We start from the raw sequence: 25,037 nt of genomic DNA, 5'->3' as shown, positions 1-25,037 counted from the left end.
TCGTGCAATTGATCGATCGATCAGAAAATCTTGATTGTCGGCGTCATGTTGCAGCGCGATAAGCAGACCATGTTGGCACGCAATGACACCTTCTCCGAAAACCTGTTCCGAACAGGGCTGGCAGGCGCCATCGCCATGGCAGCCGCCATGGGGTTCGGCCGTTTTTCCTACACGCCGATCCTGCCGAGCATGATCAGTGGCGTGCCGCTTTCGGCCGCAGATGCGGGCTTTATCGCCTCAGCGAATTTCGTCGGTTACCTCGTCGGCGCCGTTCTGGCCGCCTATGGCTGGGCAACAGGACGCGAGCGCAAGGTCGCGCTCCTTGCTCTTGCGGCAACGGCGGTCCTCCTTGCAGCGATGGCCATGACGACATCCGTTCCGGCCTTTGCCGTCATCCGTTTCCTCGCCGGCGTTGCCAGCGCCTTCGCTCTCGTTTTCAGTTCGCAGATCGTGCTCAGCCACGGCGCGATCGCTGGCAACGACCATGTGCAGGCAGCGCATTTCGGTGGCCCAGGCGCCGGTATCGCGCTCTCGTCCGTCATGGTGCTGCTGATCGGGCTGTTTTATCACGGGAGCGCCGAGGCGTGGCGAGCGTCCTTTATCGGCGGTGCCGTCTATTCGGCAGTCAGCCTGATGGCGGTCTGGTGGTTGCTGCCGGCAGGCCCGGCTGCCGCGGCACAGACCGGCAAGGAACCGCGGATCGTCTGGAGCCCACCGATGCTGCTTGTGACGGCATCTTATGGCCTGTTCGGGTTCGGCTATGTGATCACCGGCACGTTTCTGGTCACGATCGCGCGCATGGATGCTGCCGGGCCGATCGTTGAGTTTCTTTGCTGGTTCATCGCCGGTCTGACCGCTTCGGTGGCGCTCTTTGCCTGGAAGCCGTTCGTGCGCTTGCTGGGACTGGGGAAGGTGTACGTGGCCGCGTTGCTCATCGAGGCGGTCGGCGTGCTGGCAACCGTTCTCCTGCCGCATTCGGTAGCGCCGCTCATCGGTGGCGCGCTGTTTGGAGCAACCTTCCTCGCCATTACCGCTTATGGCCTGCAGATCGGCCGCAAACTTTCCCCGGCCAGCCCGCGCCGGATACTCGCGACGATGACGGCAGCATTCGGAGTCGGGCAGATCATCGGCCCCATTGTCGCGGGGTGGATGGCCGAGCAAACCGGCAGCTTCACGACGCCGACCTATGCCGCGGCCGCGGCGCTGCTGGTGTGCGCGGCGCTGGTGACACCGGTCGCCAGGACATTGTCATAGCGCGTTACAAGTGCGTAACAATGGGGTGAGCCCATTGCCGCTCTTTGCGAACTGCCGTAGTTTTCGCCGCAATTGGTCTGTTTAGAGACTCCGAAGACTCCAGTTCAGGAAAGCAACCTCTCCCGTGTTCGTATCCTACTTCCCCAAGCCTAGCCTCTTCTTCATCTCAGCTGTTGCTTGGGCGCTTCTTGCCGTTCTCTTTTGGTATTTCGTGGGTTCCGGCCTCGGTGCGGTGGTTGGCCTGCCGCCCCTGGCGTCAGGTCAGGAGGCGCCGATTGGTGTGTCTGTCTTCTGGTCTGCCCCGTTCCTGTGGTTCTACATCTACTATGTGTTGGCGGTCGCGCTCTTTGCCAGCTTCTGGTTCACCTATAACCCGCACCGCTGGCAGATGTGGTCGGTGCTGGGCTCCGCACTGATCATCTTCAATACCTATTTTTCGGTTCAGGTGAGCGTTGCCATCAATGCATGGTACGGACCGTTTTACGATCTCATTCAGCAGGCTCTCGCGAAAACGGCACCGGTCACCGCAGCGCAGCTCTATCTCGGCATGCTGGGCTTTGCCGGCATCGCCTTCGTGGCGATCACCGTCGGTGTCCTCAATCTCTTCTTCGTCAGCCACTGGATTTTCCGCTGGCGCACGGCGATGAACGAATACTACATGGCGCACTGGCCGAAGCTTCGACACATCGAGGGTGCCTCGCAGCGTGTTCAGGAAGACACGATGCGCTTCTCCTCGACGGTTGAAAGCCTCGGCGTCAGTCTCGTCAGCTCGGTCATGACGCTGATCGCCTTCCTGCCCGTGCTGTTCAAGATCGGCTCCAACATCACCGAGCTGCCGCTGATCGGCGAGGTGCCGCATGCGCTCGTCTGGGCAGCGCTCTTCTGGTCGATCTTCGGCACTGTCTTCCTCGGGCTCGTCGGCATCAAGCTGCCGGGGTTGGAGTTCCGCAACCAGCGCGTCGAAGCATCCTACCGCAAGGAACTCGTCTACGGCGAAGACCATGCCGACCGGGCGACGCCGCCGACGGTGGCCGAACTCTTCGCCAATGTGCGCCGCAACTATTTCCGGCTCTATTTCCACTACATGTATTTCAACGTCGCCCGCATTTTCTATCTGCAGGCCGACAACCTGTTCAGCCTGATCGTGCTCGTGCCGTCGATCGTGGCCGGCAAGCTGACGCTCGGCCTGCTGACGCAGATCAACAATGTCTTCGATCAGGTGCGCGGCTCGTTCCAGTATCTCGTCAACTCCTGGACGACGATCGTTGAACTCTTGTCGATCTACAAGCGCCTGCGCACCTTCGAATCCGCGATCGAGGGCGAGCCGCTGCCTGATATCGACCAGCGCTATCTGGAGCGCGAGGCAGGCATCATCCACGCCGACGGCTAACGCTGTCGTTCGGTAAAGACAAACGCCGCGCGTCAGGCTGACGGGCGGCGTTTTTCATGCGCTGCAAGCACACGGGGTGCAAGGCGCCGCAATGCTCGCTTAGAGCCCCGAGGTCTGCGTCTGCGGCAGCAATTTGCCGCGCGCCTCGATCATCGGGATCGCCTCAAAATAGCTGACGCAGGCGACATCGGCGCGGCGACAGACATCGCTGACAAGCCGGTCGAGCGCGCGCCAATAAGCGCCGCCGTTCATCTCCACGAAATGGAAGCCGAGCTGCAGCGGCATGCGTTTGCCTGAATATTGCTTGTCGAATGCCTCCTTGAAGGCCGCATAGGAGCGGTCTTCGAACGCCTTCGAATCGGCCTTGTCCTCGGTGCCGTTGGAGTGTCGAACGAACAGGTTGTAGTCCATGCCGATAATCGGCTTCTCGCGCGGGCCCTCAGGGATCAGCGGCAAGCCGAAACGGACGATGCCGGCTTCCTCGACCGGAACGGCCGGTCCCTTCGTCACCAGGCTTGCGTCATAGGTGAAGCCAGCCTTCTTTTCCGCAGCGATCATGTCTGCGCCCGGCGTTGCCGAGAGGTAGGGTGCACGAAAGCCACGGATGCCATGGTCGACCAAGTCCTGCCAGCCGTTCGGCTCTTCGAGATCGACGCTCTTCCAGGCGTTCTTCAGCGTGGCATGGAAGGTCGAAAATTCCTTCGACCAGTCGGCCTCGCTCCACTGCCGCCCGTCGAAATGGCCGCAGGCATGGCTCGAGATGTCGTGGCCCTCGAGGTGGGCGTGCCAGATATTGCCGAGCCGCTCGCGGATTTCGTCGTCGCTCTGGGCGAAGCCGACATTCGACTTGCCCTGTTTCTGGTGCGGTGCCTGATAGGCCTTTTTGGCGGCCTGGTTCATCAAGAAGGTGCAGGAAAGGAAGTAGGTGAAATGCGCGCCGTTCTTCGCGGCCATCTCACGGCTTTTCTGCCAGAGCGCGTTGTCGTGCGCACCGTCGAACGAGATCATCACCAGCTGCTTCGGCTGGTCGTTGGCGCCCGCTGCGCCGGGAATGAACAAAGAAAGAGCGAGGGAGGCTTTGAAAAACGAACGAAACATGGACACCGCGACAATTTGTTTGCGGCTTTCCTGTTACAGAAATGCGGCGAAGCTTGGGTGACGCTGGCGTTTTTCGCCGGCTACGGCTAAGTCTCGGAAAACGCACAGGAGATCGCCATGACATTGCTAATCGTCGGGATCATCATTTTCCTCGGGCTTCATCTGATCCGCGTCATTGCGCCCGGCCTTCGACAGTCCATGATCGACAGCCTTGGCGAGCGCGGCTGGAAGATCGCTTACTCCATTGTCAGCATCCTCTCGCTGATCTTGCTGATCTACGGCTTTGGTCAGGCGCGCCAGGTGACTGGCATGCTCTACACTCCGCCGGTATGGATGGCGCACATCACCCTGACGCTGATGCTGCTCGCCATGATCTGTCTGGTCGCCTCGCTGCTGCCGGCGGGGCATATCGCGGTCAAGACCAAGCATCCCATGGTGTTGTCGGTGAAGATCTGGGCTTTCTCGCACCTCTTGGCCAACGGCGAGACGGCCTCGGTGCTGCTGTTCGGTGCCTTCCTCGCCTGGGGTGTCATTCTCCGCATTGCCCTGAAACGCCGCGAGCGCGCCGGCGAGCTCACCCTTCGTCCTTTCGTCTCGGCAAAGTATGATCTCTATGCCGTGATCATCGGCGTCGTTGCCTGGGCGCTCATCATGTTCAAGCTGCACGAGCTGTTGATTGGCGTGGCTCCGATCGTTATGTGACGAATCTTTCCAATCCCCCTTACAACTGCTGAAAAATGGGGTAGAAGGCCCACAATGTGCGTGCAACCCGCATGACGAAGCATATCCGCGGCCGGAGACGAGAATGGCATTCAACGACGACAGCTTCATTCGTGAAGTCAATGAGGAACTGCGATCCGACCAAGTGAAGGGCGCATGGCGCCGGTTCGGCCGCTACCTGATTGCGCTAGCCGTCCTGATCGTCCTCGGTACCGTCGGCTACAAGGTCTATGAGTATTGGGACGATAACCAGTCCTCCGGCACGGGCGACCAGTTCATTGCCGCCATGAAGCTTGCTGACGAGAACAAGAACGACGAGGCGCTGGCCGCGCTCGATAAGCTGGAGAAGGAAGGTCACGGAGCTTACCCGATCCTGGCGCGGATGCGCGCAGCCACCGTTCTGGCGCAGAAGGGCGATACATCAGGTGCCGTTGCCGCCTTCGACGTGATCGGCAAGGACAACGCAGCACCGGCAGCCGTTCGCGATGCCGCCAAGATGCGTGCCGGCTGGCTGCTGATCGAAGGTGGCGCCTACGATCAGGTTTCCGCCCATGTCGAGGAAATGGCTGTTCCCGGCAACGCCTTCCGTCACTCCGCCCGCGAGGCACTCGGCCTTGCCGCCTATAAGGCCGGCAACATGACGCAGGCGCGCCAATGGTTCCAGGCGATCGCCGATGATGCGCAGAGCCCGCGCAATGTTGCCAATCGTGCCCAGATGATGCTTGATAACATCACCGCATCCGGCAAGGCGCCCGCCGCACAGGGCTGAATGTAAGGAATTTCAATGAGCTTTACGGTCGCCATCGTCGGTCGCCCGAATGTTGGCAAGTCGACGCTCTTCAACCGCTTGGTTGGAAAGAAGCTGGCGCTCGTCGATGACACGCCGGGTGTCACCCGCGACCGCCGCCCCGGCGACGCGCGGCTGGTCGACCTGCGCTTTACCATCGTCGACACCGCTGGCCTTGAGGAGGCCCACGAAGAGAGCCTGCAGGGGCGGATGCGCGCGCAGACCGAGGCCGCGATTGACGAAGCCGATCTGTCGCTGTTCGTCGTCGATGCCAAGACCGGTCTGACGCCTGTCGATACGGCGCTCGCCGAAATGCTGCGCCGTCGCGGCAAACCGGTGATCCTGGTCGCCAACAAGTCCGAAGCGCGTGGCTCCGACGCTGGTTTCTATGATGCCTACTCGCTGGGCCTCGGGGAGCCCACGCCGATTTCGGCCGAACACGGACAGGGTATGCTCGACCTGCGCGACGCGATCGTTGCGGCGCTTGGCGAGGAGCGTGCGTTTCCGCCGAAGGACGATGTCGCCGTCACTGATGTCGATATCCCGCAGTCGACCGGTGCCGACGGCGAGGAAGAGGAAGAGCCCGCTTACGACGACAGCAAGCCGCTGCGCGTGGCAATCGTCGGCCGCCCGAATGCCGGCAAGTCGACGCTGATCAATCGCTTCCTCGGCGAAGACCGGCTTTTGACCGGGCCGGAAGCCGGCATCACGCGCGATTCCATCTCCGTCGAGTGGGACTGGCGCGGCCGCACGATCAAGATGTTCGACACGGCAGGCATGCGCCGCAAGGCAAAGGTGATCGAGAAGCTGGAAAAGCTTTCGGTCGCCGATGCGCTGCGCGCCATCCGTTTTGCCGAACTCGTCGTCGTCGTCTTCGACGCGACGATCCCGTTCGAGAAACAGGACCTGCACATCGTCGATCTGGTGTTGCGTGAGGGCCGTGCTGCCGTGCTCGCCTTCAACAAGTGGGACATGATCGAGGATGCGCAGGCGGTTTTGGCCGATCTGCGCGAAAAGACCGACCGGCTGCTGCCGCAGGCGCGCGGCATCCGCGCCGTGCCGATCTCCGGCCAGACGGGGCGTGGTCTCGACAAGCTGATGCAGTCGATCATCGATACGGACAAGGTCTGGAACAAGCGCATTTCGACGGCGCGCCTCAATCGCTGGCTGGAACAGCAGCAGGTGCAGCACCCGCCACCGGCAGTCTCGGGCCGGCGCATCAAGCTCAAGTACATGACGCAGGTGAAGGCGCGCCCGCCGGCCTTCATGATTTCCTGCACGCGTTCGGACGCGTTGCCGGAATCCTATACGCGTTATCTGATCAATGGCCTGCGTGCCGATTTCGACATGCCGAGCGTGCCGATCCGCATCCACTACCGCTCGCCTGACAATCCGTACGAGTCGAAGAAGAGACGGACCTAGTCGGCAGTGCAGTTTAGGCCGTTTTGCGTTGCAGCGCGTCGCGCAGTGCGATGACGTCCGCCCCAAGCCGCTTCAATTCCGCGAATTCCCGGCCTGACGCCTCGGCGATGCAGCGGGGGATGGCCGCCGCTCGTTTTCTGAGTTCCCGGCCTTGCCCGGTCAGGCGGATGATGACCACGCGCTCATCGTCCTTGCCACGCTCGCGCTTGATGTAGCCTATCGCCTCCAGGCGCTTAAGAAGCGGGGTGAGGGTGCTCGACTCGAGGAGCAGCTTCCCACCAATGCCGCCGACGGTCTGACCGTCTTCCTTCCAGAGAGTGACCATCACCAGATATTGCGGGTATGTGAGGTCCAGGGCGTCAAGCAGCGGCTTGTAGACGCGGTTCATAGCGTGGTTCGCGGTGTAAAGCGCGAAGCAGACGAAATCGTCGAGGTTCAGATCGTCGCTCATGTCTGTGATCTCCAAAATTGTGCAACGGTATATCGCGCGATAAATAATCGCAATGAAGTTTTTCGCATGGGAGCTATGTCGAGTTTTATATCGCGCAATAAATAATCGCGCGATACATGAAATCCGTGTTCACGACGAACCGCACCCGAAAGGACAGAACAATGTCGACCGTAAAGACCGCAGTCTGCGCAGCAACTCTCCTGGCAGCCACCACCTTCGGCGCCGCTGCCGATCCGGTATTGGAACCGACGACCCAAAAGTTCATCGACGCGCTGGCCGGTGCCAAGCCGATTTATACGCTGTCTCCCTCCGACGCCCGTGGCGTGCTTGCTGGCGCGCAGAAGGGTGACGTCAAGAAGCTCGCGGCGAAGGAAGAAGACGTGACGATCAAGGCCGGTCCGACCGGCAGCATCAAGTTGCGCATCGTTCGTCTTGAAGGTGAAAAGGGCAAGCTTCCTGTGGTGATGTATTTCCACGGCGGCGGTTGGGTTCTTGGCGATGCCGACACGCATGACCGCCTCGTGCGCGAAATCGCCAATGGCGCCAAGGCCGCCGTCGTCTTCGTTGACTACGAGCGCTCGCCGGAGGCGCGCTATCCGATCGCGATCGAGCAGGCCTACGCCGCGACCAAATATGTTGCCGCGCATGAGAAGGAATTCAATGTCGACGCAAGCCGCCTGGCGGTGGCCGGCGATAGCGTGGGCGGCAACATGACGGCGGCAGTCACCCTGCTTGCCAAGGAGCGCGGCGGCCCGGCGATCGATCAACAGGTTCTCTTCTATCCGGTGACCGACGCCAACTTCGAGACCGGCTCCTACAACGAGTTCGCCAACGGTCCGTGGCTGACGAAGCAAGCGATGAAGTGGTTCTGGAACGCGTATCTGCCCGATGAAGCCAAGCGCAAGGAACCGACTGCTTCACCGCTGCAGGCATCGCTCGATCAGCTGAACGGCCTGCCACCGGCACTGATCATCACCGATGAGAACGACGTGCTGCGCGACGAAGGTGAGGCCTATGGCCGGAAGCTGAGCCAGGCCGGCGTGAAGGTGACCTCGATCCGCTATAACGGGACGATCCACGACTTCGTGCTTCTCAACGCCATTGCCGAGACACCGGCGGTGCGCAGCGCGATTTCCGTCGCCAACCAGACGCTGCGCGACGCGCTCGGGAAATAACGGGATCAGGTTCCAGACGAGATAGGCCCGGAGGTTTCGCCGGGCTTCTTCGTTCTTGGCAACGACTTGGCGGCAAATTGCCAAGCCTTTTTCCATTTTGGCGTGATGACGCCATTGGCGGCGCGAATGTTGTTGATGAACTGCGTGGTCGCAGCTTCCCACGAATATTGCAGGGCCAGTTCGCGCGCCTTTTGGCGCGAAGCAGACAGAGCCGCCAAGCAGGCTGTCCTCAGGTCGTTGTCGAGTGCGCCGACCTCGTTGTCCTCGCCGATGATGTCGAGTGGGCCGGTCACGGGATAGGCAGCGACGGGAACGCCGGAGGCGAGCGCCTCCAAGATCGTATTGCCGAACGTATCCGTCAGCGATGGGAAGACGAAGACGTCGGCCTGGGCATAAGCCCTTGCCAGTTCCTCGCCGACTTTCAGACCGGTGAAAAGTACATTCGGGTAGCGCTTCTCGAGTTCGGCGCGGGCGGGTCCGTCACCCACGACGACCTTCGTTCCGGGCAGATTGAGATCCAGAAATGCCGGAAGGTTCTTTTCCAGCGCCACCCGGCCAACCGTCATGAAGATTGGGCGGGGCAGGCCGAACGGCGCCGCCTCCAGTGGCATCGGGCGGAACTGGTTCGCGTCGATGCCTCGGCTCCATGGCATCAGGTTTCTAATACCCTTTTCGGAGAGTTCACGCGCAAGACTGGGGGTTGCGACCATGCAGCCGGCGCCGGAATTGTGGAACCAGCGGACGAAAGCATAAAGCCAGCTCTTCGGCACGGGCAGGCGCGCCGAGACATATTCCGGAAAGCGCGTGTGATAGCTGGTGGAAAACGGCATGCGGTTCCTCAGGCACCAGCGCCGCGCCGTGAGACCCAGAGGGCCTTCCGTCGCGATGTGTACGTAGGACGGCATGTGCTTTTCGATCTCGCGCGCGACGCGGCGATAGTTGGCGATCGAAAGACGAATTTCGGGATAGGTGGGGCAGGGGATGCTGTGAAAGCCCTGCGGCGTCACCATCGCCACTTCGATCCCCATCTTCGCCAGTTCGCGATTGGTGTTCTCGATCGAGCGAACGACGCCATTGACCTGCGGATGCCAGGCATCGCTGACAATAACGAGCCGTTCCGCCACGCCCAACCGAGACACGGCCCGGCTTTCGTCGCTTCCAACATCCGACATACGTTGCAGCACGCCCCCAATTCCATCCATGACGCGCCCGCAGTGGCGCCGGCTCAATTCCGGGCGGGCCCGGAGACTCGATTCCCGCGCTCCTCATTCTGGCGGTCGTCGATGATGGAAATATTACAGTCGCATTGCGCCGACAGACTGCGGTCTTTTGCGGGGCTCGTTGCTGCTCAGGTCGTCTTCAAGCCGAGCTTTTCCCGTGCGACGAGGGCGCCGTGTTCGCTGACCACGCGAGCGGCGACCTTTGCCGCAAATGCCGCAGCGGCCGGCGCGTCCTTGGTCTCGAGATAGCGCGCGAGAAATGCGCCATTGAAACTGTCGCCGGCACTTGTCGTGTCGACCACCTGCTCGACCTTTTCGGCGGGAACGAAGCTCTCCACGCCATCGAAACTCAGCGTGGCACCCTCGGCACCATTCTTGACGACGACGTCGGTCGCCCCGAGCGTGCGATATCGCTTAATCGTTGCCGATATCGAGACGTCGCCGAAGTGAGTGGCCTCGTCATCGAAGCTCGGCAAGACGAGGGAGGCGGCGCGCGCGCCTTCGCTGATCGTCGCATGCATCACGTCGTAGCTCGACCAGAGACGTGGGCGGATGTTGGGGTCGAAGGCGACAAGCTTGCCGGCCGCCTTGGCGCGGCGGACCTCGGCCAGCAACGTGTCGGCGTCATTGCGTGACAGGATTGCAAGCGTGATGCCGGAGAAATAGATGACGTCACAGGCCTCGATCGCCTCCCGCAGGAGTTCTGCGTCGGCCGCGAGTTGGCGGGCCGCGGAGTTGTCTCGCCAATAGCTGAAGGAGCGTTCGCCATTCTTCAGGCTGATCATGTAGAGGCCGGGCGCCTTGCCCTTTATGCGCGCTATAAACTCGGTACCGATGTCGGCTTCCTTGAAGAAGGCGATCATCTCATCGGACGTAGGTTCGTCGCCGAGCGCGGTAAAATACTCCACCGACCAATCGGCCGGCAGGCAGGCGCGGGCATACCAGGCCGTGTTCAGCGTATCGCCGGCAAAGCCCTTGCGCAGCAGACCAGCGCCGGCCTGCGAAAGCTCCACCATGCATTCACCGATCGATAGAAAACGCCCGCTCACAGAAAACCTCCCTGAATTTCCCGTTTCGCTGATACGCGCAGAGCACCTTCCTGACAAGCTACGAACTGGCGGCGGCTGCATCCTTCCTCGAAATTGCCTGGCTCGAACAGGAAGCGCATATTGCAAAGCGGCAGGATCTCCCGGAGCGAACCCATGCGTGCGGTTACAAGATTTCCTCTGGCTGTGTCGATTGGAGCTGCAGCAATCATGTCGGCGACGTTGGCTTATGGGCACGGCGGTGGCGGAAAGGGGCGCAAGATGGACTGCGCGACGCTTGCCGTCATGGAGCGCAATGTGACGGGCGGAAAGCTGCCGAGCAAAGACATGAAGAAGCGCGAAAAGATCAGGCGCAAGATGCAGAAGCACGGCTGCGCGGCCGATCCCGGCTGAAGGTTGTTTTTTGTCTCTCCCGCTTTAGTGTGGGCACCATAAGATGATGCAGGAGAGGAACGACTGATGTCGGTTGCGGACAAGACGGCGGACTGGTGGCGCGGTGCTGTGATTTATCAGGTTTATCCGCGTTCCTTCCAGGATACGAACGGAGATGGCTTAGGCGACCTGAGGGGCATCACCCGGCGATTGCCCTATATCGCCAGCCTCGGTGTCGATGCCATCTGGTTGTCGCCGTTCTTCAAGTCGCCCATGGCCGATATGGGCTACGATGTTTCGGACTATTGCGATGTCGATCCGATTTTCGGCACGCTTGCCGACTTCGACGAGATGATGACGGCGGCTCACGGGTTCGGCATCAAGGTCGTCATTGACCAGGTGATCTCCCATACGTCGGACGTTCATCCCTGGTTCGTCGAGAGCCGCTCGAGCCGGACCAATCCCAAGGCGGACTGGTATGTCTGGGCCAATCCGAAGCCCGACGGCACCGCGCCCAACAACTGGCTCTCGATCTTTGGCGGGCCGGGATGGGAATGGGATGGCGTACGCCGGCAGTATTACCAGCACAACTTCCTGACCTCGCAGCCGGATCTCAACTTCCACAGCGCGCAGGTTCAGGATGCCGTGCTTGCCACGGTGAAGTTCTGGCTCGACCGCGGCGTCGACGGCTTCCGCCTCGATACGGTCAATTATTACTTCTGCGACAAGCTGCTTCGCGACAACCCTGCGCACGCGCCCGACGAGAGCGATGCCGGCCTTGATGCACCGGATACGAACCCCTACGGCATGCAGAACCACCTCTATGACAAGACGCAGCCGGAGAATATCGGTTTCCTCCAGCGGTTCCGGGCTTTGCTTAACCGTTACGAGGCGCGCACGGCGGTCGGCGAGGTTGGCGACGGCGCCCGCTCATTGAAGACTGTGGCCGCCTATACGGGCGGCGGCGACAAACTGCATATGTGCTACACTTTCGATCTGCTCGGGCCGGATTTCACCGCCACCCATATCCGCAGTTGCGTCGACGCCTTCCAGAAATCGGTTGCGGATGGATGGGTCTGCTGGGCCTTCTCGAACCACGACGTCAACCGCCATGTCAGCCGCTTTGCCAGGACGGAAGCGGAGCGGCCTGTCATCGCCAAGCTCGCCTTGTCGGTGCTGGCAACATTGCGCGGCTCGATTTGCCTCTATCAAGGCGAGGAACTGGGGCTTCCGGAGGCCGAGCTTGCTTTCGAGGATCTGCGTGACCCCTACGGCATCCGCTTCTGGCCGGCCTTCAAGGGACGCGACGGGTGCCGCACGCCGATGCCCTGGGAGGCTGCCAAGGCGCATGCCGGCTTCACGGGTGCGCAGAGGTCGTGGCTGCCTGTGCCTTACGAGCAGGCGGCTCTTTCGGTCGATACGCAGGAAAACGACCCGCATTCGGTGCTGCATCACTACAGGCAGACGCTCGAATTCCGCAAAAGCCACCCGGCGCTGCTTGACGGGACGATGGAATTCATCGGGACCAATCAGGACCTTCTGGCCTTCACGCGACAGAAGGGAAGCGAGAAGCTGCTCTTCGTCTTCAACCTGACGCGCAAGCCGGCACAGTTCGTGCCACCGGCAAGAATGGTGATCGGAGAACGCCTGGCGATGCCGGGTTTCGAGGCGGTGATTGGAACCGGGCCGATCAAGCTCGCAGCATTGGATGCGTTCTGCGCACGGGTAGCGGGCTAGGCACTCACCCGATCAACGCGAACGTGTCGACATCCACCATTCCGCGGTCTGAGATCTTCAGGTGCGGGATGACCGGCAGCGGCAGGAAGGCGACCTGCAGGAAGGGTTCTTCCAGCGTCGTGCCGAGCGCATAGGCGGCTTGGCGTAGACGGTGGAGCGTGTCGCGCACCGTCTCGTAGGGCTCGAGGCTCATCAGCCCGGCAACGGGCAAGGCGATCTCGCCGGTGACCTTGCCGTCCTCGACGACCACGAAGCCGCCCTTGATTTCGCTGAGACGGTTGGCCGCGAGCGCCATGTCATCCTCGCTGACGCCGACGACGCAGATGTTGTGGCTGTCATGGCCGACGGTTGACGCGATCGCGCCCTTGTTGAGACCGAAGCCCTGGACGAAGCCGTTGGCGTGGTTGCCGTTCTTGCCGTGCCGCTCGATGACGGCGACCTTGATGATGTCGTTGCCAAGATCGACATCGGTCTGGTTGCCCTTCACCGGAAGCCGGTAGCGGCGATGTTCGGTGATGATCTTGCCGGGGGTGACGCCGATGACAGGCGTTTCGCCATCGGCTACCGGGACGCCGAAATGGGCGGCGTTGACGGGCCGGGCTTTAACGCTGTCGAGGCCGACCGGCTCCACCGGCTTGCGCGCTGCAAAAAGCTCCGCTGTCACCTGGCGTCCGGCTGCAAAGACGATGTCGGCGCGGCAGTTTGCCAGGCTGTCGATGACCACGAGGTCCGCGCGCCAGCCGGGGGCGACGAGGCCGCGATCTCTCAGCCCGAAGGCACGCGCAGCAGAGATCGATGCGGCGCGGTAGATGGCCAGCGGCTCGACACCGTTCTTGATCGCGGTGCGGATCATGTAGTCGAGATGGCCGTGCTCGGCAATGTCCAGCGGATTGCGGTCGTCGGTGCAGAGCGCCAGATACGGCGACAGACGCTCGGTGATGATCGGCATCAGCGCGGCGAGGTCTTTCGACACGGAGCCTTCACGCACGAGGATGTGCATGCCCTTGCGGATCTTTTCCAGCGCTTCGGCAGCGCTCGTGCATTCGTGCTCCGTGCGGATGCCGGCGGCGAGATAGCCGTTCAGGTCGTTGCCCGAGAGCAGGGGCGCGTGGCCGTCGATATGCTCGCCCTGGAAGGCGTCGAGCTTGGCCATGCAGATGGGATCCTTGTGGATCACGCCGGGGAAGTTCATGAACTCGGCAAGGCCGATGACCTTCGGGTGACTGCGAAATGGAAGGAGCCGTTCGATCGGCAGATCGGCGCCCGATGTTTCCAGATGCGTGGCGGGCACGCAGGAGGAAAGCTGGACGCGGATGTCCATGATCGTCTCGAGGGAGGAATCCAGGAAGTACTGGATGCCTTCAGTGCCAAGGACATTGGCGATCTCATGCGGATCGCAGATGGCGGTGGTAATGCCATAGGGCAGGACGCAGCGGTCGAACTCGTGCGGCGTCACCAGCGAGGACTCGATATGGAGATGCGTGTCGATGAAACCAGGCACGACGATCTTGCCTGAGATATCGATTTCGGTTTCGCCATCGTAGTTGCCGCATGTGCCGACGATGCGGTCCTGGGCGATGGCGATATCCGATGCCACAAGTTCGCCGGTCACGAGATCGAAGAAGCGTCCGCCTTTCAGCACGATATCGGCAGGCAGGCGGCCCGTTCCCTGGTCGATGAGGCGTTCGAGCTTGGCGGTCATGGGCATCCTCGTGCTGGCGTTTGTCCAGTTATAGCCGATGTGCGCGACAAAGCGAGATTGGCTTGCTGCAGTGGGATGCCTGTTCACACAAATGAAACCGGGCGCCACAAACCGACGCCCGGCAAAAAATCGAAGAGATCGAAAGACTTACTCAGCCGGAACGATCTTGCCGCCCTCCCACTTGTAGAGTGCGAAGCTCTGCGAAGTCAGGTCGCCGGTTTCGCCGTAGGTCAGCTTGCCGATTGCCGTCGAGATCGGCTCGCCGCCCTTCAGCGCCTTGGCGACTGCTTCGGAATCTTCGGCGCTGCCGGCTTTCTCGATGCCTGCCTTCAGGACTTCGACTGCGGCGTAGGCGTTGAGCGTGAAGGCCTCAGCCGGAATGCTCTTGGCGGCAAGCGCGTCGGAGGCTGCCTTGGAGTCCGGGCTCTTGGTTGCGTCCACCGCATTGGTGAAGATCGTGCCGCCGGCCGCATCGGTGCCGATGTTCCAGAACTCGCTGTTCGAGAGGCCGTCGCCGCCGATGATGACGGCGTTGACGGAGAGGTCATGCAGCTGGCGGGCCAAGAGGCCGCCTTCCGGGTGATAGCCACCGAAATAGACGACGTCGACCTTCTCGGCCTTCAGGCGAGTGGTCAGCGCGCTGAAGTCCTTGTCGCCTGGCGTCAGCGAGTCGTCGAAAACTTCCTTGATGCCGCCGGCGTTCAGCGTGGCCTTGAAGGCGTCTGCCAGACCCTTGCCGTAAGCGCCCTTGTCGTTGATGATCGCGACGCGCTTGTCCTTGAAGTTCTTCAGGACGTAGTTGGCAGCGACTTCGGCCTGCTGGTCGTCACGACCGCAGGTGCGCAGGACGTTGGCAAGCCCGCGCTTGGTCAGGTCCGGGGCAGTTGCGGTCGGGGTGACCATCAGCACGCCGTTCTCGGCGAGAACGTCGGATGCCGGGATCGCGACGCCTGAGGTGACCGGGCCGACGACGAAGCGGATGCCGTCGCCGACGATCTGGTTTGCAGCGGAAACGCCCTGCTTGGGCTCGCCGGCATCGTCGGCATATTTGAGGATGACTTTTTCGCCGAGGATGCCGCCCTTCTTGTTGATCTCGTCAACAGCGGCCTGCGCGCCATTCTTCACTTGATCGCCGTAGGCAGCGACCGGACCGGTCAGTGGCGCGATAAGGCCAATAGTGATGTCTGCATGGGCGAGCGGCGCAAAGGCAAGGGAGGCGACGAGGGTCGCGCCCGACAAAGTCTTCAGACTCATTTTCTTTCTCCTTGGGTGGGTTTCAAACCCGCGATTTGAGCACCGCAGCGGCGAACCCAGATCGTACAACAACCCTTGCGGGGATGCGCCAAGAGACGATGAGCAGCTGCGCGGCCGAGACACCCGCCTTCCATATTTGGCTTCGGCGAGTGCGTAGCAAGTTTCTTAGGAATTTCACGGCGATTAAGCAAGAAGATAGCAAATCGATCGCCACTTTTGACGAATTCTGGAATGGGCTGCGCCGGAATCACGATTCTTGACAAGAAAATCCGCGAATCCGACTGTTCCGCTGCGCCATCTATTTCGCCGGAAGCGCTCTTTCTAGAAAGGCAAGGATCATGTCGCTGACCTGCCTGTGGATCGATTGTCGATTGGCGCCAGCTGCATCCCGGCAGACGATGCTTTCACCAGGCGCCTCTTCCTCGATCAGTGCGGCTGCGCCCGGCTTGCAGAGCTGCATGAAGCTGAAATGCAGTGCGCCAGCAACCAGAGTAAATTGCGTCGTTGCCGAAGGCAGGTGCCCGGCCAGATAGAACGAGTCCTTGTTGGTCGCTGCGATGTCTGCTCTTTCCGCCGTCTGCGTATCAATGTTCTTTCCGGCGCTAAGGACAAGCACGGGTATCTGCACTGCAGCGAGGCTCTGTGGGGTGAACCCGCGCGCAGGGCCGAGGTCGAGGGTCACGATCGCGCCGAGCCTGCTGTCGCTGAGATCCGCGCCAAGTGCTGCGGTGGCTGCCGGATCGCGGCCAACGCCGAGTGCGGCGAAGATCTTGCAATAGATGGCGCTAAACTGCGCCAAGCAGTCTGTCATCACGCCCTCGGCGTCGAAGCGGCCGCCGGCGAGTTCGACGACGGTCCATCCGCCAAGTGAATGGCCGATGGCGGCGATGCGGTTGGCTGCAACGCCGCCGCTGAGTGTTGCGTCGCCAAGGACGGCATCGATTGCCCGGCTGATGTCAGTGGGGCGCTTCCAGAGCCTCACGGTGTCCGCCGGCCTCATGTCGAAGGTGGTCGTGCCGGGGTGATCTGGTGCGGCCACGACATAACCTCGGTCGACGAGTTCGCTGGCGAGCCAGGCGAGATTGCGCCAGCTTCCGCCGTAGCCATGCGAGAGAATAACCAGAGGATGCGGGCCGGGCGCGGGGTCGGCATCCCGGATGACGGGGAGGCCGACAAAGGCAGGCGTCTCGCCAAGCTTTGCCGGTTCAGTGTCGGAACCTGTGGGATACCAGAGGCTGAGATGCAAAGGATGATCGCTCTCAGTGCCCGGGATGGTCATTTCGCGAAAGCCCGTCGCAGCAGAGGCTGGATAGGCAGAGAATGTGACGAGCAACAGAAAGAAAAGCGCAAGCAGTCTCGTGCACATGGCAATGATCCCCGATCGAAAGGAATGTGTCCTTTCTGGCGGAGAAATGCGGTGGCGGAGACCCGTAACGCGATTCAGGTCTTGGCTTTATGCAGATTTGTCATTCGGTGGATGACGAGCAAGGCGGTGGTCGGTCATCGCGTGAATTGTGCTCATCGCGTTTGATGCCTCTCCCCCTGGAAGGGGAGAGGATTGAAAGGCGGCACTCTACCGTCGCCGATATCAGATGTTGTTTTGCAGAATTTCGCGCAGTTTTCCGAAGAGTTCGTCGATGTGGTGTTTCTCGATGATCAGCGGCGGCGAGAGCGCGATGATGTCGCCGGTGGTGCGGATCAGCAGGCCCTTCTCGTAGGCTTTCAGGAAGGCCGTGAAGGCGCGCTTGGTCGGCTCGCCGGCAATCGGGTCTAGTTCGATGGCGCCGATCAGACCGGTGTTCCTGATGTCGATGACATTCGGGCAATCCTTCAGGGAGTGCAGCGCGTCGGCCCAGTAGTCGGAGAGTTCCGCAGCGCGGCTCAGCAGACCTTCCTCCTTGTAGGTGTCGAGCGTGGCAAGCGCTGCTGCCGAAGCGATCGGATTGCCGGAGTAGGTGTAGCCGTGCATGAACTCGATCATGTGCTCCGGGCCGTTCATGAACGCGTCATGGATCTCTGCGGTCACGAAGACCGCGCCCATCGGAATGACGCCGTTGGTCAGGCCTTTTGCGGTGGTGATCATATCAGGCTTGACGTCGTAATACTGGGCAGCGAACGGCGCGCCCAGCCGGCCGAAGCCGGTAATGACTTCGTCGAAGATCAAAAGAATACCGTGCTTGGTGCAGATCTCGCGGAGTTTCTTGAGGTAGCCCTTCGGCGGGATCAGGACCCCGGTCGAGCCGGCGATCGGCTCGACGATGACGGCGGCGATGGTGGAGGCGTCATGCAGCGTGACGATACGCTCGAGCTCGGTGGCGAGATCGCCGCCATGCTCCGGCTGGCCGCGCGTGAAGGCGTTTTTGCCCGGCTGGTGGGTGTGCGGCATGTGGTCGACGCCCGTCAGCAGCGTGCCGAACATCTTGCGGTTGGAGACGATGCCACCGACTGAGATGCCGCCGAAGTTGACGCCGTGATAGCCGCGCTCGCGGCCGATCAGGCGGAACCGCGAGCCATCGCCGTTCACGCGATGATAGGCAAGCGCGACCTTGAGGGCGGTCTCGACCGATTCCGATCCCGAATTGGTATAAAGGACGTGATCCATGCCTTCCGGCGCAATGTCGACAAGGCGGTTGGCCAGCTCGAAGGCCTTGGGATGGCCGAGCTGGAAGGCCGGCGCGTAATCGAGCTCGCCGGCCTGTTCGCGGATCGCCTCGGTGATCTTTGGCCGGCAATGGCCGGCGTTCACGCACCAGAGGCCGGCGGTGCCGTCGAGCACCTGACGGCCATCATGGGTCGTGTAGTACATGTCCTTGGCGCCGACGAACAGACGCGGCTCCTTCTTGAACTGACGGTTCGCAGTGAAGGGCATCCAAAAGGCCCGAAGGTCGTTTGGCGTGGTATTGACGCGGTTGGACATGCTGTTCTCCATGGCCGTTTCGGAGGCCGTTCCCGGTATTGGCTGAGGCAGTTTTTTACTGCCCGGTCAAATTATCAGCGCCTGTCCGGGCGTCAAGCCGCGGACGTTGCCGCCTGGGCGTCGCCCACGATCAAATGTCGCCGACCTGGCTTGGACATTGCCGCCGGATCGGTGAGCGCGATGTCAAAAAAATAGACCGGCATTCCTGCCGGTCTAAAACTATACTCAGGTGCTGAAATAAAATGCCGCACTATTCCGGGATACATCCCCTCGGCAGCGCGACTTATAGGCTGACATTATGTCAGCGCGTCCTTACGCCGCAGATTTTGCGCGGCTCTGAACGGCATAGATGTCGGTGAGGGCTTCAAGGATTCTGAGAACCGGCTCGGAATTGCTGGAATAGTAAATGGTCTGGGCGTCACGGCGCGTTTTTACCAGCTTCTGCGCGCGCAGCTTGGACAGGTGCTGCGAGAGAGCCGACTGGCTCAGACCGACCTGCTGCGCGAGCGCGCCGACCGGGATTTCCCCCTTAACGAGGTTGCACAGAATGAGGAGTCTCTTCGGATTTGCCATGGCCGATAACAAGGCAGCTGCAACGTTCGCGTTGGCGGTTAAATCGATTGTGTCCATATCTTCTTCCCGATGTGAAACTAATTTCAAAAACGCATGTTCCCGCTCAATGCCGGACGGCGAAAACTATCAATACCGCGTCAAGATTGTATATAGCTAAATTTCAGGTATTGCGTATTTTATGTTAGATATATGCGAATAAACGTCCTCAACCCCCTGCGCGACGGCGTCAAACTCGCAACGCAAGAGAAAATCTCCCGAAATCAGATCGAAACCGGCGCAATCGACTCCACAAATGCGCCAATCGCCGTTACCGGCCTTCAGGCCAGCTGCGATCGTCGCGGCGAGATCGGGGCGCTTATCTAGCAATTCTCGCACTATCGCGTCGGCTTGCGCTGCCACGGCCTCGCTGCCGGAGGATCGAATCGTCAGGTCGTCGCCTTGAAGAAGATAGGCGCGACCGAAACCGCCATTGAGGCTTGCCGACTGCGGCACAAGCCGGAAGAAACGGAAGTCGGGGAAATCGATGTAGAGCTTTGCCTTGGCATGGCGGTTGAGGAAGCGGCTGCGAATTCGCGCGTGGATCAAGCTGTCGCGCTCGACCGGTTCGGCAAGGCATTGGGTTGTCAGGCGGGCATAGGCAAGCGGATCGCCCTTGCCAGGCTCACCCGTCAGCAGCGAGGCGCGACGATCGGCGTCGAGCGCGCGCGTATGCGTCGACAGACCAGAGACGAGAATGACGGGAACGCCATCGATGTCGGTGCCGATGAGGACGCGGCTCGCAAAGGGGAAGCCGGTCCCGGGATCGAGAACGGCAATTGCGGCGTAGCGGGCGGAGCGGAGAAGGGTGCGAGCGAGCTTGCGGGCTTCTCCGTCCGTTTCCCTGAGAACGGACGCTTGATCTTTCATGTCCACTTTCTGGCGGAAGCGGACGGCGGGATCAAGCCTGTTCTTTGCGCCGGTGCTGGGTCAAGCCTTCGACGATATCCTGCGCCGAGATGGTACCAACGATGGCGCCGTTTTCCACGACGCCGATGCTGCCAGGCTGGCGCGACAGCGCATCGAGAATGTCGATCAGTGGCGTCTCGGCACGCGCCGTGCCGCTGACGCTGGCGCCCGCCGCTGCATGACCGAGCCCGGGCTGCATCACGTCCTGCGCCGTCAGCATGCTGATCGGGTTCATGTGCTGGACGAAATCGGCGACGTACTGGTCAGCTGGGTTCTTGACGATTTCCTGCGGGGTGCCGCACTGGATGATGCGCCCGCCCTCCATGATGGCGATGCGGTTGCCGATGCGGAACGCCTCGTCGAGATCGTGACTGACAAACAGGATGGTCTTCTTTAGCCGCCGCTGGAACTCGAGAAGCTCATCCTGCAGGCGCGTGCGGATCAGCGGATCGAGGGCCGAGAACGGCTCGTCCATCAAAAGGATCGGCGCACCGGTCGCAAAGGCACGCGCCAGGCCGACGCGCTGCTGCATGCCGCCGGACAGCTCATTGACCTTGCGGTCGGCCCATTTCGTCAGGTTGACGAGCTCGAGCTGTTCGCCGACGCGCTTCTTGCGCTCGGCTTCCGGCATGCCCGCGAGCTCAAGGCCGAAGCCGACATTCTCCGCCACGGTGCGCCACGGCAAAAGCGCGAACTGCTGGAAGACCATCGAAACGGTATGCATGCGCAAGTCGCGCAAGCCCTTGGCAGTGGTCTTGTAGGGATTGCAGAGCCCATTCGATGTTGCGACCGACACCGCGCCGCGCACGACGGGCGCCAGCCCGTTCACGGCACGCAGCAGGGTCGACTTGCCGGAGCCCGAAAGTCCCATGAGGACCAGGATCTCGCCTTCCTGAACCGAGAGCGAGGCATCCGCCACGCCGAGGACGAGGCCAGTCGCAGCGCCGATCTCGTCGCGGTTCTTGCCCTGATCGGCCAAGGCGAGGGCGTTTTCCGGCTTGTCGCCGAAGACGATGCTGACGTTGTCGAAGCGGACCGCGGTCATACGCCTTCTCCTTCACCTGTCGCACGGAACATGCGGTCGAGAATAATCGCAAGAATGACGATACACAGACCCGCTTGGAAGCCCATGGCGACGTTGACCGTATTGAGCGCGCGCACCACCGGCTTTCCGAGACCATCGGCGCCGACAAGGGCGGCGATAACCACCATCGAGAGAGACAGCATGATCGTCTGCGTGAGGCCGGCCATGATCTGCGGCATGGCGAAGGGAAGCTCGACCTTACGCAGCACCTGCATCGGCGTCGCGCCGAACGATTCGGCGGCTTCAACGAGGGATGGAGGCGTTGAGATGATGCCCAGACGCGTCAGGCGGATCGGGGCCGGGATCGCGAAAATGACAGTGGCGATCAAGCCGGGGACCATACCGAGACCGAAGAGAATGAGCGCTGGGATGAGGTACACGAAGGTCGGAATCGTCTGCATAAGGTCAAGGACCGGCCGCATGATGGAAAACACCCAGGCGCGTCGAGCCCCGGCGATACCGAGCGGAATGCCGATCGCCATGCTGACGAACGTCGACGCCAGGACGAGCGCCAGCGTTTCCGTCGTCTCCTTCCAGTAGCCCTGGTTCATGATCAGCAGCAAGCCGAGCAGGGTGAAGACCGCGACGCCGATCGAGCGGCGCAGCCAATAGGCGATCCCAACGATCGCAGCCAGCACGATGAGCGGATGCGGGGCTTGCAGAATGAAGAGCAACGCATTGATAACGTGCGATAACACGAATGCAAGCCGGTCGAAAAACCATTCGCCGCTCGATGTCAGCCAATCGACGGTCGATTTGGCGAGCGGGCCAATAGGAATTTTATAGTCGGTTATCCAATTCAAGGAGCGCGCCTATCCGAAAGAGCAAAGATCGAGGTGAAACAAGAAGGGGCGGCGAGGGCCGCCCCGTTCATCAGTTTCAGAGGCCGAGGCCCGACTTCACGGCGGCAAGGGCGTCCTTGCCGTCCTTCGTCGTGACGCCTGCGAGCCAGGGATCGACTGCGTTCGGATTTGCCTTCAGCCACTCGGTCGCGGCGACCTGCGGATCCTCACCATCGTTGAGGATCTTGCCCATGATCTGGTTTTCCATTTCCAGATTGAACTTCAGGTTCGAGATCAACTTGCCGACGTTGGGGCATTCGGTGGTGTAGCCGGCACGGGTGTTGGTGTAGACCGTCGCGCCACCGAAGTTCGGACCGAAGGTGCTGTCGCCGCCCGTCAGATAGGTCATCTTGAAGTTTTCGTTCATCGGATGGGGCGCCCAACCGAGGAATACGACCGGCTTGCCTTCCTTTTCGGCGCGGGCGACCTGGGCCAGCATGCCTTGTTCGGAGGACTCCACGAGTTCAAGGCCGCCCATTCCCATCTCGTTCTTTTCGATCAGGGTCATGACGAGGCGGTTGCCGTCGTTGCCCGGCTCGATCCCGTAGATCTTGCCGTCGAGCTCGTCCTTGTGCTTGCCGATGTCGCCGAAATCCTTGATGCCGAGTTCAACGCCCTTGGCATTGGTCGCGAGCGTGTACTTGGCGCCCTCGAGGTTGACGCCGAGGGAATCGACAGTCTTTTCATCGAGGTAGGGCTGGACGTCCTTCTTCTGGGCCGGCATCCAGTTGCCGAGGAACACGTCGATGTCCTTGTTCTTCATCGACTGATAGGTGACCGGAACCGAGAGCACCTTGACATCCGGCTCGTAGCCGAGGTTCTTCAGAATGACTGCGGTTGTGGCGGTGGTGGCGGTGATGTCCGTCCAGCCGACGTCTGAAAGACGCACGGCCGAGCAGCTATCGGGATCTGCGGCGAATGCTGCTGTTGCGACAGAGAGAGCGGCAACTGCGGTGGCGGTGGTCAGTTTGAATGCGCTTGTCGTTTTCATTTTTGACTCCCAGTCTTGCGTTCCCAAGCCAATCACCAATAGCCGAGTTTTACAAGCGACCCGAGCGCGTTTGCGCCGCATTGCAGTACCCGATTGCGACGTAGGGCATTTTTCGCGGAATGCCGGGTTTTCAAGGGTTTTGACGGTTTCTGGCCTCGATTTTCCTGTGATTATCAAAATGAGGGACTTTTCTTCGCAGTTTCGAGCTTCCAAGAAACGAAAGACGGAGAAAACGATGGCAAAACTCTATTTTAACTACTCGACCATGAATGCCGGCAAGTCGACGATGCTGCTGCAGGCCTCCTATAATTACGAGGAGCGCGGCATGCGTGTCGTTTTGCTGATTGCGGCCTTCGACGAGCGCGTCGGAAAGGGGATTATCGGGTCCCGGATCGGGCTGCAGGCGAGCGCCGTCGCCTTCGAGCCGGAAGCGGACTTGCAGGCCTTGATCGGCGATCTCAGCAAGGAGGGGGAGCCAATCGCTTGCGTCTTCGTCGACGAAGCTCACTTCATGACGCGCGAGCATGTCTGGCAGCTTGCCCGGATCGTCGACCGCATGAACATTCCTGTCATGGTCTATGGGCTCAGGACCGATTTTCAAGGGAAACTGTTTCCGGCGTCTGAGGAGCTTCTCGCGATCGCCGACGAGATGCGTGAGGTCCGCACCATCTGCCATTGCGGGCGCAAGGCGACGATGGTGGTGCGCCACGACGCAGAAGGAAAGGTGCTGCGCGAAGGCGCGCAGATCGATGTCGGCGGCAACGAAAAGTACGTGTCCCTCTGTCGGCGCCATTGGGATGACGCCATGAACGGGGAATGGCTCGCCGAAGCGGTATGACCGTTCCTGAAACAGATTCCGGTTCGGCGGCTTATGCGCTAGTTTCGCCATAACCGATTCATGGAGGCGTTCTTGTGCGCAAGCCTTTTTCCTTCGACACGCAGCTGGAAGCTGCGCGAGCGCTCGTGGAACAGTTGCGTCTTGAAGCCAGGGTCTGCGTCGACTTCATCAGCGAGTTTGCACGCCAAGGGGCCGCCGTCGACGATGAGCGCTTCCTGGTCGAGAACGGCCGCTTCCAGGCGTTTGTCGCAAACGGCGCGAGCCTGACCAATCTCCTCGCGGAACTCGTTTCCGTCCTCGATACGCTGACGATCAAGGTTTCGTCGGATCTCGACAGCTTCCGTGGCCTGACGGCGGGCGAAAAATTCATCGGTCGCTTTTCGCGCCAGCGGATGTGGCGTCGCCATAGCGCGCGAGTGCGCGCTGCTCCTGTTGTGGAGCGGCTGCGCGACCTTTTGGTGAAGTCGGATGCCACCACGGGTGTCATTTCGAGCTACCGCACGATTGGCATCGACTTTCATAAGTTGGGGGAACATGGGCTGATCGGTATCGTCGAGCAGCGCCGTCGGCTTGTCGACAAGATCGATATCGCGCGCCTGCGCATCCGGGAATTGAATGCCAAGGCGCTCACGACGCAGGGCAGGATTGGCCTTTACGGAAGCAAGGCCGAATGGGAGCGCATGGAAGAAGAGCGGCGCGCCCTGAAGGCGGACGCTGAGCGTGTTGCCGACGAGGAACGCGCAATGCGCGAGGATAGCCAGCGCCGCGAACGCTTCATCAATCTCTTCCAGCTTTTCGTCGATGCGCTGAATAGCCAGGTCGGCCAGTGCAACGCCCTCAGCCGCAAGATGGTGATCGACACCGAAGAGCGACTGCTGATCTATCAGGCACAGGTGGACACGGACATTCCGGGTTCAAAGGTCCAGATTTCAGCCGACCTCTTTCCCGCCATTGCCGGTCCGATTGAACTGTTTGAGCGTAACATGCTGGTGCCGCAGGAATTGGAGCATCGCAAGCGGACCGCAGACGCCGTCTTCGCGAGCAAGTTCGGGGCCTTCCAGCAGGAGCCGGAGGAAAGCTCCGGCGGGCCGATCATCGATACGACGAAAATCTCCAAGCGTCTCCGCTTGCGCTTTCTGCGCTCCTAGCCTCTCGCCGAAGAAACAATAATATCAGCATGATATTGTCCTTCCCGGAGCGAGCGCATATGTCAGTGCGC

General features: G+C 61.0%; 23 protein-coding genes. 10 read left to right on the top strand and 13 right to left on the bottom strand.

Annotation, left to right across the window (positions count from 1 at the left end):
* Positions 1 to 45 precede the first annotated feature (45 nt).
* Together ACSQ9D_RS12655 and sbmA are read left to right on the top strand one after the other, a co-directional pair.
* Entirely contained in the window at positions 46 to 1,254 is a 1,209-nt protein-coding gene (locus ACSQ9D_RS12655; protein ID WP_436282510.1) for a YbfB/YjiJ family MFS transporter, read from the top strand.
* A gap of 124 nt (positions 1,255 to 1,378) precedes the next feature.
* Entirely contained in the window at positions 1,379 to 2,644 is a 1,266-nt protein-coding gene (gene sbmA / locus ACSQ9D_RS12650; RefSeq protein ID WP_436282509.1) for a peptide antibiotic transporter SbmA, read from the top strand.
* Positions 2,645 to 2,743: 99 nt separating this feature from the next.
* On the opposite strand, the gene ACSQ9D_RS12645 is transcribed toward sbmA, so the two are convergent.
* Complete coding sequence (locus ACSQ9D_RS12645; protein ID WP_436282508.1) at positions 2,744 to 3,742, bottom strand: polysaccharide deacetylase; 999 nt, start codon at positions 3,740 to 3,742, stop codon at positions 2,744 to 2,746.
* Positions 3,743 to 3,859: 117 nt separating this feature from the next.
* Here ACSQ9D_RS12645 and ACSQ9D_RS12640 point away from each other — a divergent pair, with 117 nt between their 5' ends.
* The 3 genes from ACSQ9D_RS12640 (at position 3,860) to der (ending at position 6,671) form a co-directional block, all read left to right on the top strand.
* Entirely contained in the window at positions 3,860 to 4,444 is a 585-nt protein-coding gene (locus ACSQ9D_RS12640) for an NnrU family protein (RefSeq protein ID WP_436282507.1), read from the top strand.
* A 103-nt stretch (positions 4,445 to 4,547) separates the two neighbouring features.
* On the top strand, positions 4,548 to 5,231 hold the full coding sequence (locus tag ACSQ9D_RS12635) for a tetratricopeptide repeat protein (RefSeq protein WP_436282506.1): 684 nt from the start codon (positions 4,548 to 4,550) through the stop codon (positions 5,229 to 5,231).
* Between the two features lie 15 nt (positions 5,232 to 5,246).
* Positions 5,247 to 6,671, top strand: a complete 1,425-nt coding sequence (gene der, locus ACSQ9D_RS12630) for a ribosome biogenesis GTPase Der (protein ID WP_436282505.1) — start codon at positions 5,247 to 5,249, stop codon at positions 6,669 to 6,671.
* 13 nt (positions 6,672 to 6,684) lie between these two features.
* Here the strand turns inward: der and ACSQ9D_RS12625 are convergent, their stop codons facing one another.
* The gene (locus ACSQ9D_RS12625; protein WP_436282504.1) at positions 6,685 to 7,122 is read right to left on the bottom strand and encodes a MarR family winged helix-turn-helix transcriptional regulator; all 438 of its coding nucleotides are present in this window, start codon (positions 7,120 to 7,122) and stop codon (positions 6,685 to 6,687) included.
* Between the two features lie 161 nt (positions 7,123 to 7,283).
* Between ACSQ9D_RS12625 and ACSQ9D_RS12620 the strand changes: the two genes are divergently transcribed.
* Positions 7,284 to 8,297, top strand: coding sequence for an alpha/beta hydrolase (locus ACSQ9D_RS12620; RefSeq protein WP_436282503.1), 1,014 nt, complete (start codon positions 7,284 to 7,286; stop codon positions 8,295 to 8,297).
* Between the two features lie 5 nt (positions 8,298 to 8,302).
* On the opposite strand, the gene ACSQ9D_RS12615 is transcribed toward ACSQ9D_RS12620, so the two are convergent.
* On the bottom strand, positions 8,303 to 9,469 hold the full coding sequence (locus ACSQ9D_RS12615; RefSeq protein ID WP_436283829.1) for a glycosyltransferase family 4 protein: 1,167 nt from the start codon (positions 9,467 to 9,469) through the stop codon (positions 8,303 to 8,305).
* A 176-nt stretch (positions 9,470 to 9,645) separates the two neighbouring features.
* Positions 9,646 to 10,566 (bottom strand): sugar kinase, encoded by a 921-nt coding sequence (locus tag ACSQ9D_RS12610; RefSeq protein ID WP_436282502.1) that lies wholly within the window; start codon positions 10,564 to 10,566, stop codon positions 9,646 to 9,648.
* Between the two features lie 207 nt (positions 10,567 to 10,773).
* Between ACSQ9D_RS12610 and ACSQ9D_RS12605 the strand changes: the two genes are divergently transcribed.
* Both ACSQ9D_RS12605 and bglA read left to right on the top strand, forming a co-directional pair.
* The gene (locus tag ACSQ9D_RS12605; protein WP_436282501.1) at positions 10,774 to 10,956 is read left to right on the top strand and encodes a hypothetical protein; all 183 of its coding nucleotides are present in this window, start codon (positions 10,774 to 10,776) and stop codon (positions 10,954 to 10,956) included.
* Between the two features lie 66 nt (positions 10,957 to 11,022).
* Positions 11,023 to 12,672 (top strand): beta-galactosidase BglA, encoded by a 1,650-nt coding sequence (bglA, locus tag ACSQ9D_RS12600; protein WP_436282500.1) that lies wholly within the window; start codon positions 11,023 to 11,025, stop codon positions 12,670 to 12,672.
* Positions 12,673 to 12,676: 4 nt separating this feature from the next.
* On the opposite strand, the gene ade is transcribed toward bglA, so the two are convergent.
* The 9 genes from ade to ACSQ9D_RS12555 all read right to left on the bottom strand — a co-directional run bounded on the left by ade (position 12,677) and on the right by ACSQ9D_RS12555 (position 22,980).
* Positions 12,677 to 14,374: an adenine deaminase gene (ade, locus tag ACSQ9D_RS12595; protein WP_436282499.1), complete on the bottom strand. Its 1,698-nt coding sequence runs from the start codon at positions 14,372 to 14,374 to the stop codon at positions 12,677 to 12,679.
* Positions 14,375 to 14,521: 147 nt separating this feature from the next.
* On the bottom strand, positions 14,522 to 15,628 hold the full coding sequence (locus ACSQ9D_RS12590) for a branched-chain amino acid ABC transporter substrate-binding protein (RefSeq protein WP_436282498.1): 1,107 nt from the start codon (positions 15,626 to 15,628) through the stop codon (positions 14,522 to 14,524).
* 298 nt (positions 15,629 to 15,926) lie between these two features.
* Positions 15,927 to 16,994: an alpha/beta hydrolase family protein gene (locus tag ACSQ9D_RS12585; protein WP_436282497.1), complete on the bottom strand. Its 1,068-nt coding sequence runs from the start codon at positions 16,992 to 16,994 to the stop codon at positions 15,927 to 15,929.
* A gap of 222 nt (positions 16,995 to 17,216) precedes the next feature.
* On the bottom strand, positions 17,217 to 18,545 hold the full coding sequence (locus ACSQ9D_RS12580; RefSeq protein ID WP_436282496.1) for an aspartate aminotransferase family protein: 1,329 nt from the start codon (positions 18,543 to 18,545) through the stop codon (positions 17,217 to 17,219).
* A 312-nt stretch (positions 18,546 to 18,857) separates the two neighbouring features.
* Positions 18,858 to 19,175: an ArsR/SmtB family transcription factor gene (locus tag ACSQ9D_RS12575; protein ID WP_024313935.1), complete on the bottom strand. Its 318-nt coding sequence runs from the start codon at positions 19,173 to 19,175 to the stop codon at positions 18,858 to 18,860.
* Between the two features lie 96 nt (positions 19,176 to 19,271).
* Positions 19,272 to 20,024: a HugZ family protein gene (locus ACSQ9D_RS12570; RefSeq protein ID WP_436282495.1), complete on the bottom strand. Its 753-nt coding sequence runs from the start codon at positions 20,022 to 20,024 to the stop codon at positions 19,272 to 19,274.
* A gap of 31 nt (positions 20,025 to 20,055) precedes the next feature.
* Entirely contained in the window at positions 20,056 to 21,108 is a 1,053-nt protein-coding gene (gene choV, locus ACSQ9D_RS12565) for a choline ABC transporter ATP-binding protein (RefSeq protein WP_037118274.1), read from the bottom strand.
* A complete protein-coding gene (gene choW / locus ACSQ9D_RS12560; protein WP_436282494.1) occupies positions 21,105 to 21,950 on the bottom strand; it encodes a choline ABC transporter permease subunit in 846 nt (281 codons plus the stop codon). The genes choV and choW overlap by 4 nt, the downstream gene beginning before the upstream one ends.
* 76 nt (positions 21,951 to 22,026) lie before the next feature.
* A complete protein-coding gene (locus ACSQ9D_RS12555; RefSeq protein WP_436282493.1) occupies positions 22,027 to 22,980 on the bottom strand; it encodes a choline ABC transporter substrate-binding protein in 954 nt (317 codons plus the stop codon).
* 235 nt (positions 22,981 to 23,215) lie between these two features.
* Between ACSQ9D_RS12555 and ACSQ9D_RS12550 the strand changes: the two genes are divergently transcribed.
* Together ACSQ9D_RS12550 and ACSQ9D_RS12545 are read left to right on the top strand one after the other, a co-directional pair.
* A complete protein-coding gene (locus ACSQ9D_RS12550) occupies positions 23,216 to 23,818 on the top strand; it encodes a thymidine kinase (protein WP_037118269.1) in 603 nt (200 codons plus the stop codon).
* Positions 23,819 to 23,892: 74 nt separating this feature from the next.
* Entirely contained in the window at positions 23,893 to 24,966 is a 1,074-nt protein-coding gene (locus tag ACSQ9D_RS12545; RefSeq protein ID WP_436282492.1) for a hypothetical protein, read from the top strand.
* Positions 24,967 to 25,037: the final 71 nt, after the last annotated feature.

The organism is Rhizobium sp. LjRoot258 (genome assembly GCF_964254185.1).
Lineage (GTDB): Bacteria > Pseudomonadota > Alphaproteobacteria > Rhizobiales > Rhizobiaceae > Rhizobium.
Note: the sequence above shows the minus strand (reverse complement) of the source record. Positions and strands in the feature narration are given on the sequence as shown.

Bases quoted from the DNA above. Each gene is read 5' to 3' on its own strand.
- ACSQ9D_RS12655 (WP_436282510.1), top strand. From the start codon at position 46: ATGTTGCAGCGCGATAAGCAGACCATGTTGGCACGCAATGACACCTTC.
- ACSQ9D_RS12645 (WP_436282508.1), bottom strand. From the start codon at position 3,742: ATGTTTCGTTCGTTTTTCAAAGCCTCCCTCGCTCTTTCTTTGTTCATT.
- ACSQ9D_RS12640 (WP_436282507.1), top strand. From the start codon at position 3,860: ATGACATTGCTAATCGTCGGGATCATCATTTTCCTCGGGCTTCATCTG.
- ACSQ9D_RS12635 (WP_436282506.1), top strand. From the start codon at position 4,548: ATGGCATTCAACGACGACAGCTTCATTCGTGAAGTCAATGAGGAACTG.
- der (WP_436282505.1), top strand. From the start codon at position 5,247: ATGAGCTTTACGGTCGCCATCGTCGGTCGCCCGAATGTTGGCAAGTCG.
- ACSQ9D_RS12625 (WP_436282504.1), bottom strand. From the start codon at position 7,122: ATGAGCGACGATCTGAACCTCGACGATTTCGTCTGCTTCGCGCTTTAC.
- ACSQ9D_RS12620 (WP_436282503.1), top strand. From the start codon at position 7,284: ATGTCGACCGTAAAGACCGCAGTCTGCGCAGCAACTCTCCTGGCAGCC.
- ACSQ9D_RS12615 (WP_436283829.1), bottom strand. From the start codon at position 9,469: ATGTCGGATGTTGGAAGCGACGAAAGCCGGGCCGTGTCTCGGTTGGGC.
- ACSQ9D_RS12605 (WP_436282501.1), top strand. From the start codon at position 10,774: ATGTCGGCGACGTTGGCTTATGGGCACGGCGGTGGCGGAAAGGGGCGC.
- bglA (WP_436282500.1), top strand. From the start codon at position 11,023: ATGTCGGTTGCGGACAAGACGGCGGACTGGTGGCGCGGTGCTGTGATT.
- ade (WP_436282499.1), bottom strand. From the start codon at position 14,374: ATGACCGCCAAGCTCGAACGCCTCATCGACCAGGGAACGGGCCGCCTG.
- ACSQ9D_RS12590 (WP_436282498.1), bottom strand. From the start codon at position 15,628: ATGAGTCTGAAGACTTTGTCGGGCGCGACCCTCGTCGCCTCCCTTGCC.
- ACSQ9D_RS12585 (WP_436282497.1), bottom strand. From the start codon at position 16,994: ATGTGCACGAGACTGCTTGCGCTTTTCTTTCTGTTGCTCGTCACATTC.
- ACSQ9D_RS12580 (WP_436282496.1), bottom strand. From the start codon at position 18,545: ATGTCCAACCGCGTCAATACCACGCCAAACGACCTTCGGGCCTTTTGG.
- ACSQ9D_RS12575 (WP_024313935.1), bottom strand. From the start codon at position 19,175: ATGGACACAATCGATTTAACCGCCAACGCGAACGTTGCAGCTGCCTTG.
- ACSQ9D_RS12570 (WP_436282495.1), bottom strand. From the start codon at position 20,024: ATGAAAGATCAAGCGTCCGTTCTCAGGGAAACGGACGGAGAAGCCCGC.
- choV (WP_037118274.1), bottom strand. From the start codon at position 21,108: ATGACCGCGGTCCGCTTCGACAACGTCAGCATCGTCTTCGGCGACAAG.
- ACSQ9D_RS12555 (WP_436282493.1), bottom strand. From the start codon at position 22,980: ATGAAAACGACAAGCGCATTCAAACTGACCACCGCCACCGCAGTTGCC.
- ACSQ9D_RS12550 (WP_037118269.1), top strand. From the start codon at position 23,216: ATGGCAAAACTCTATTTTAACTACTCGACCATGAATGCCGGCAAGTCG.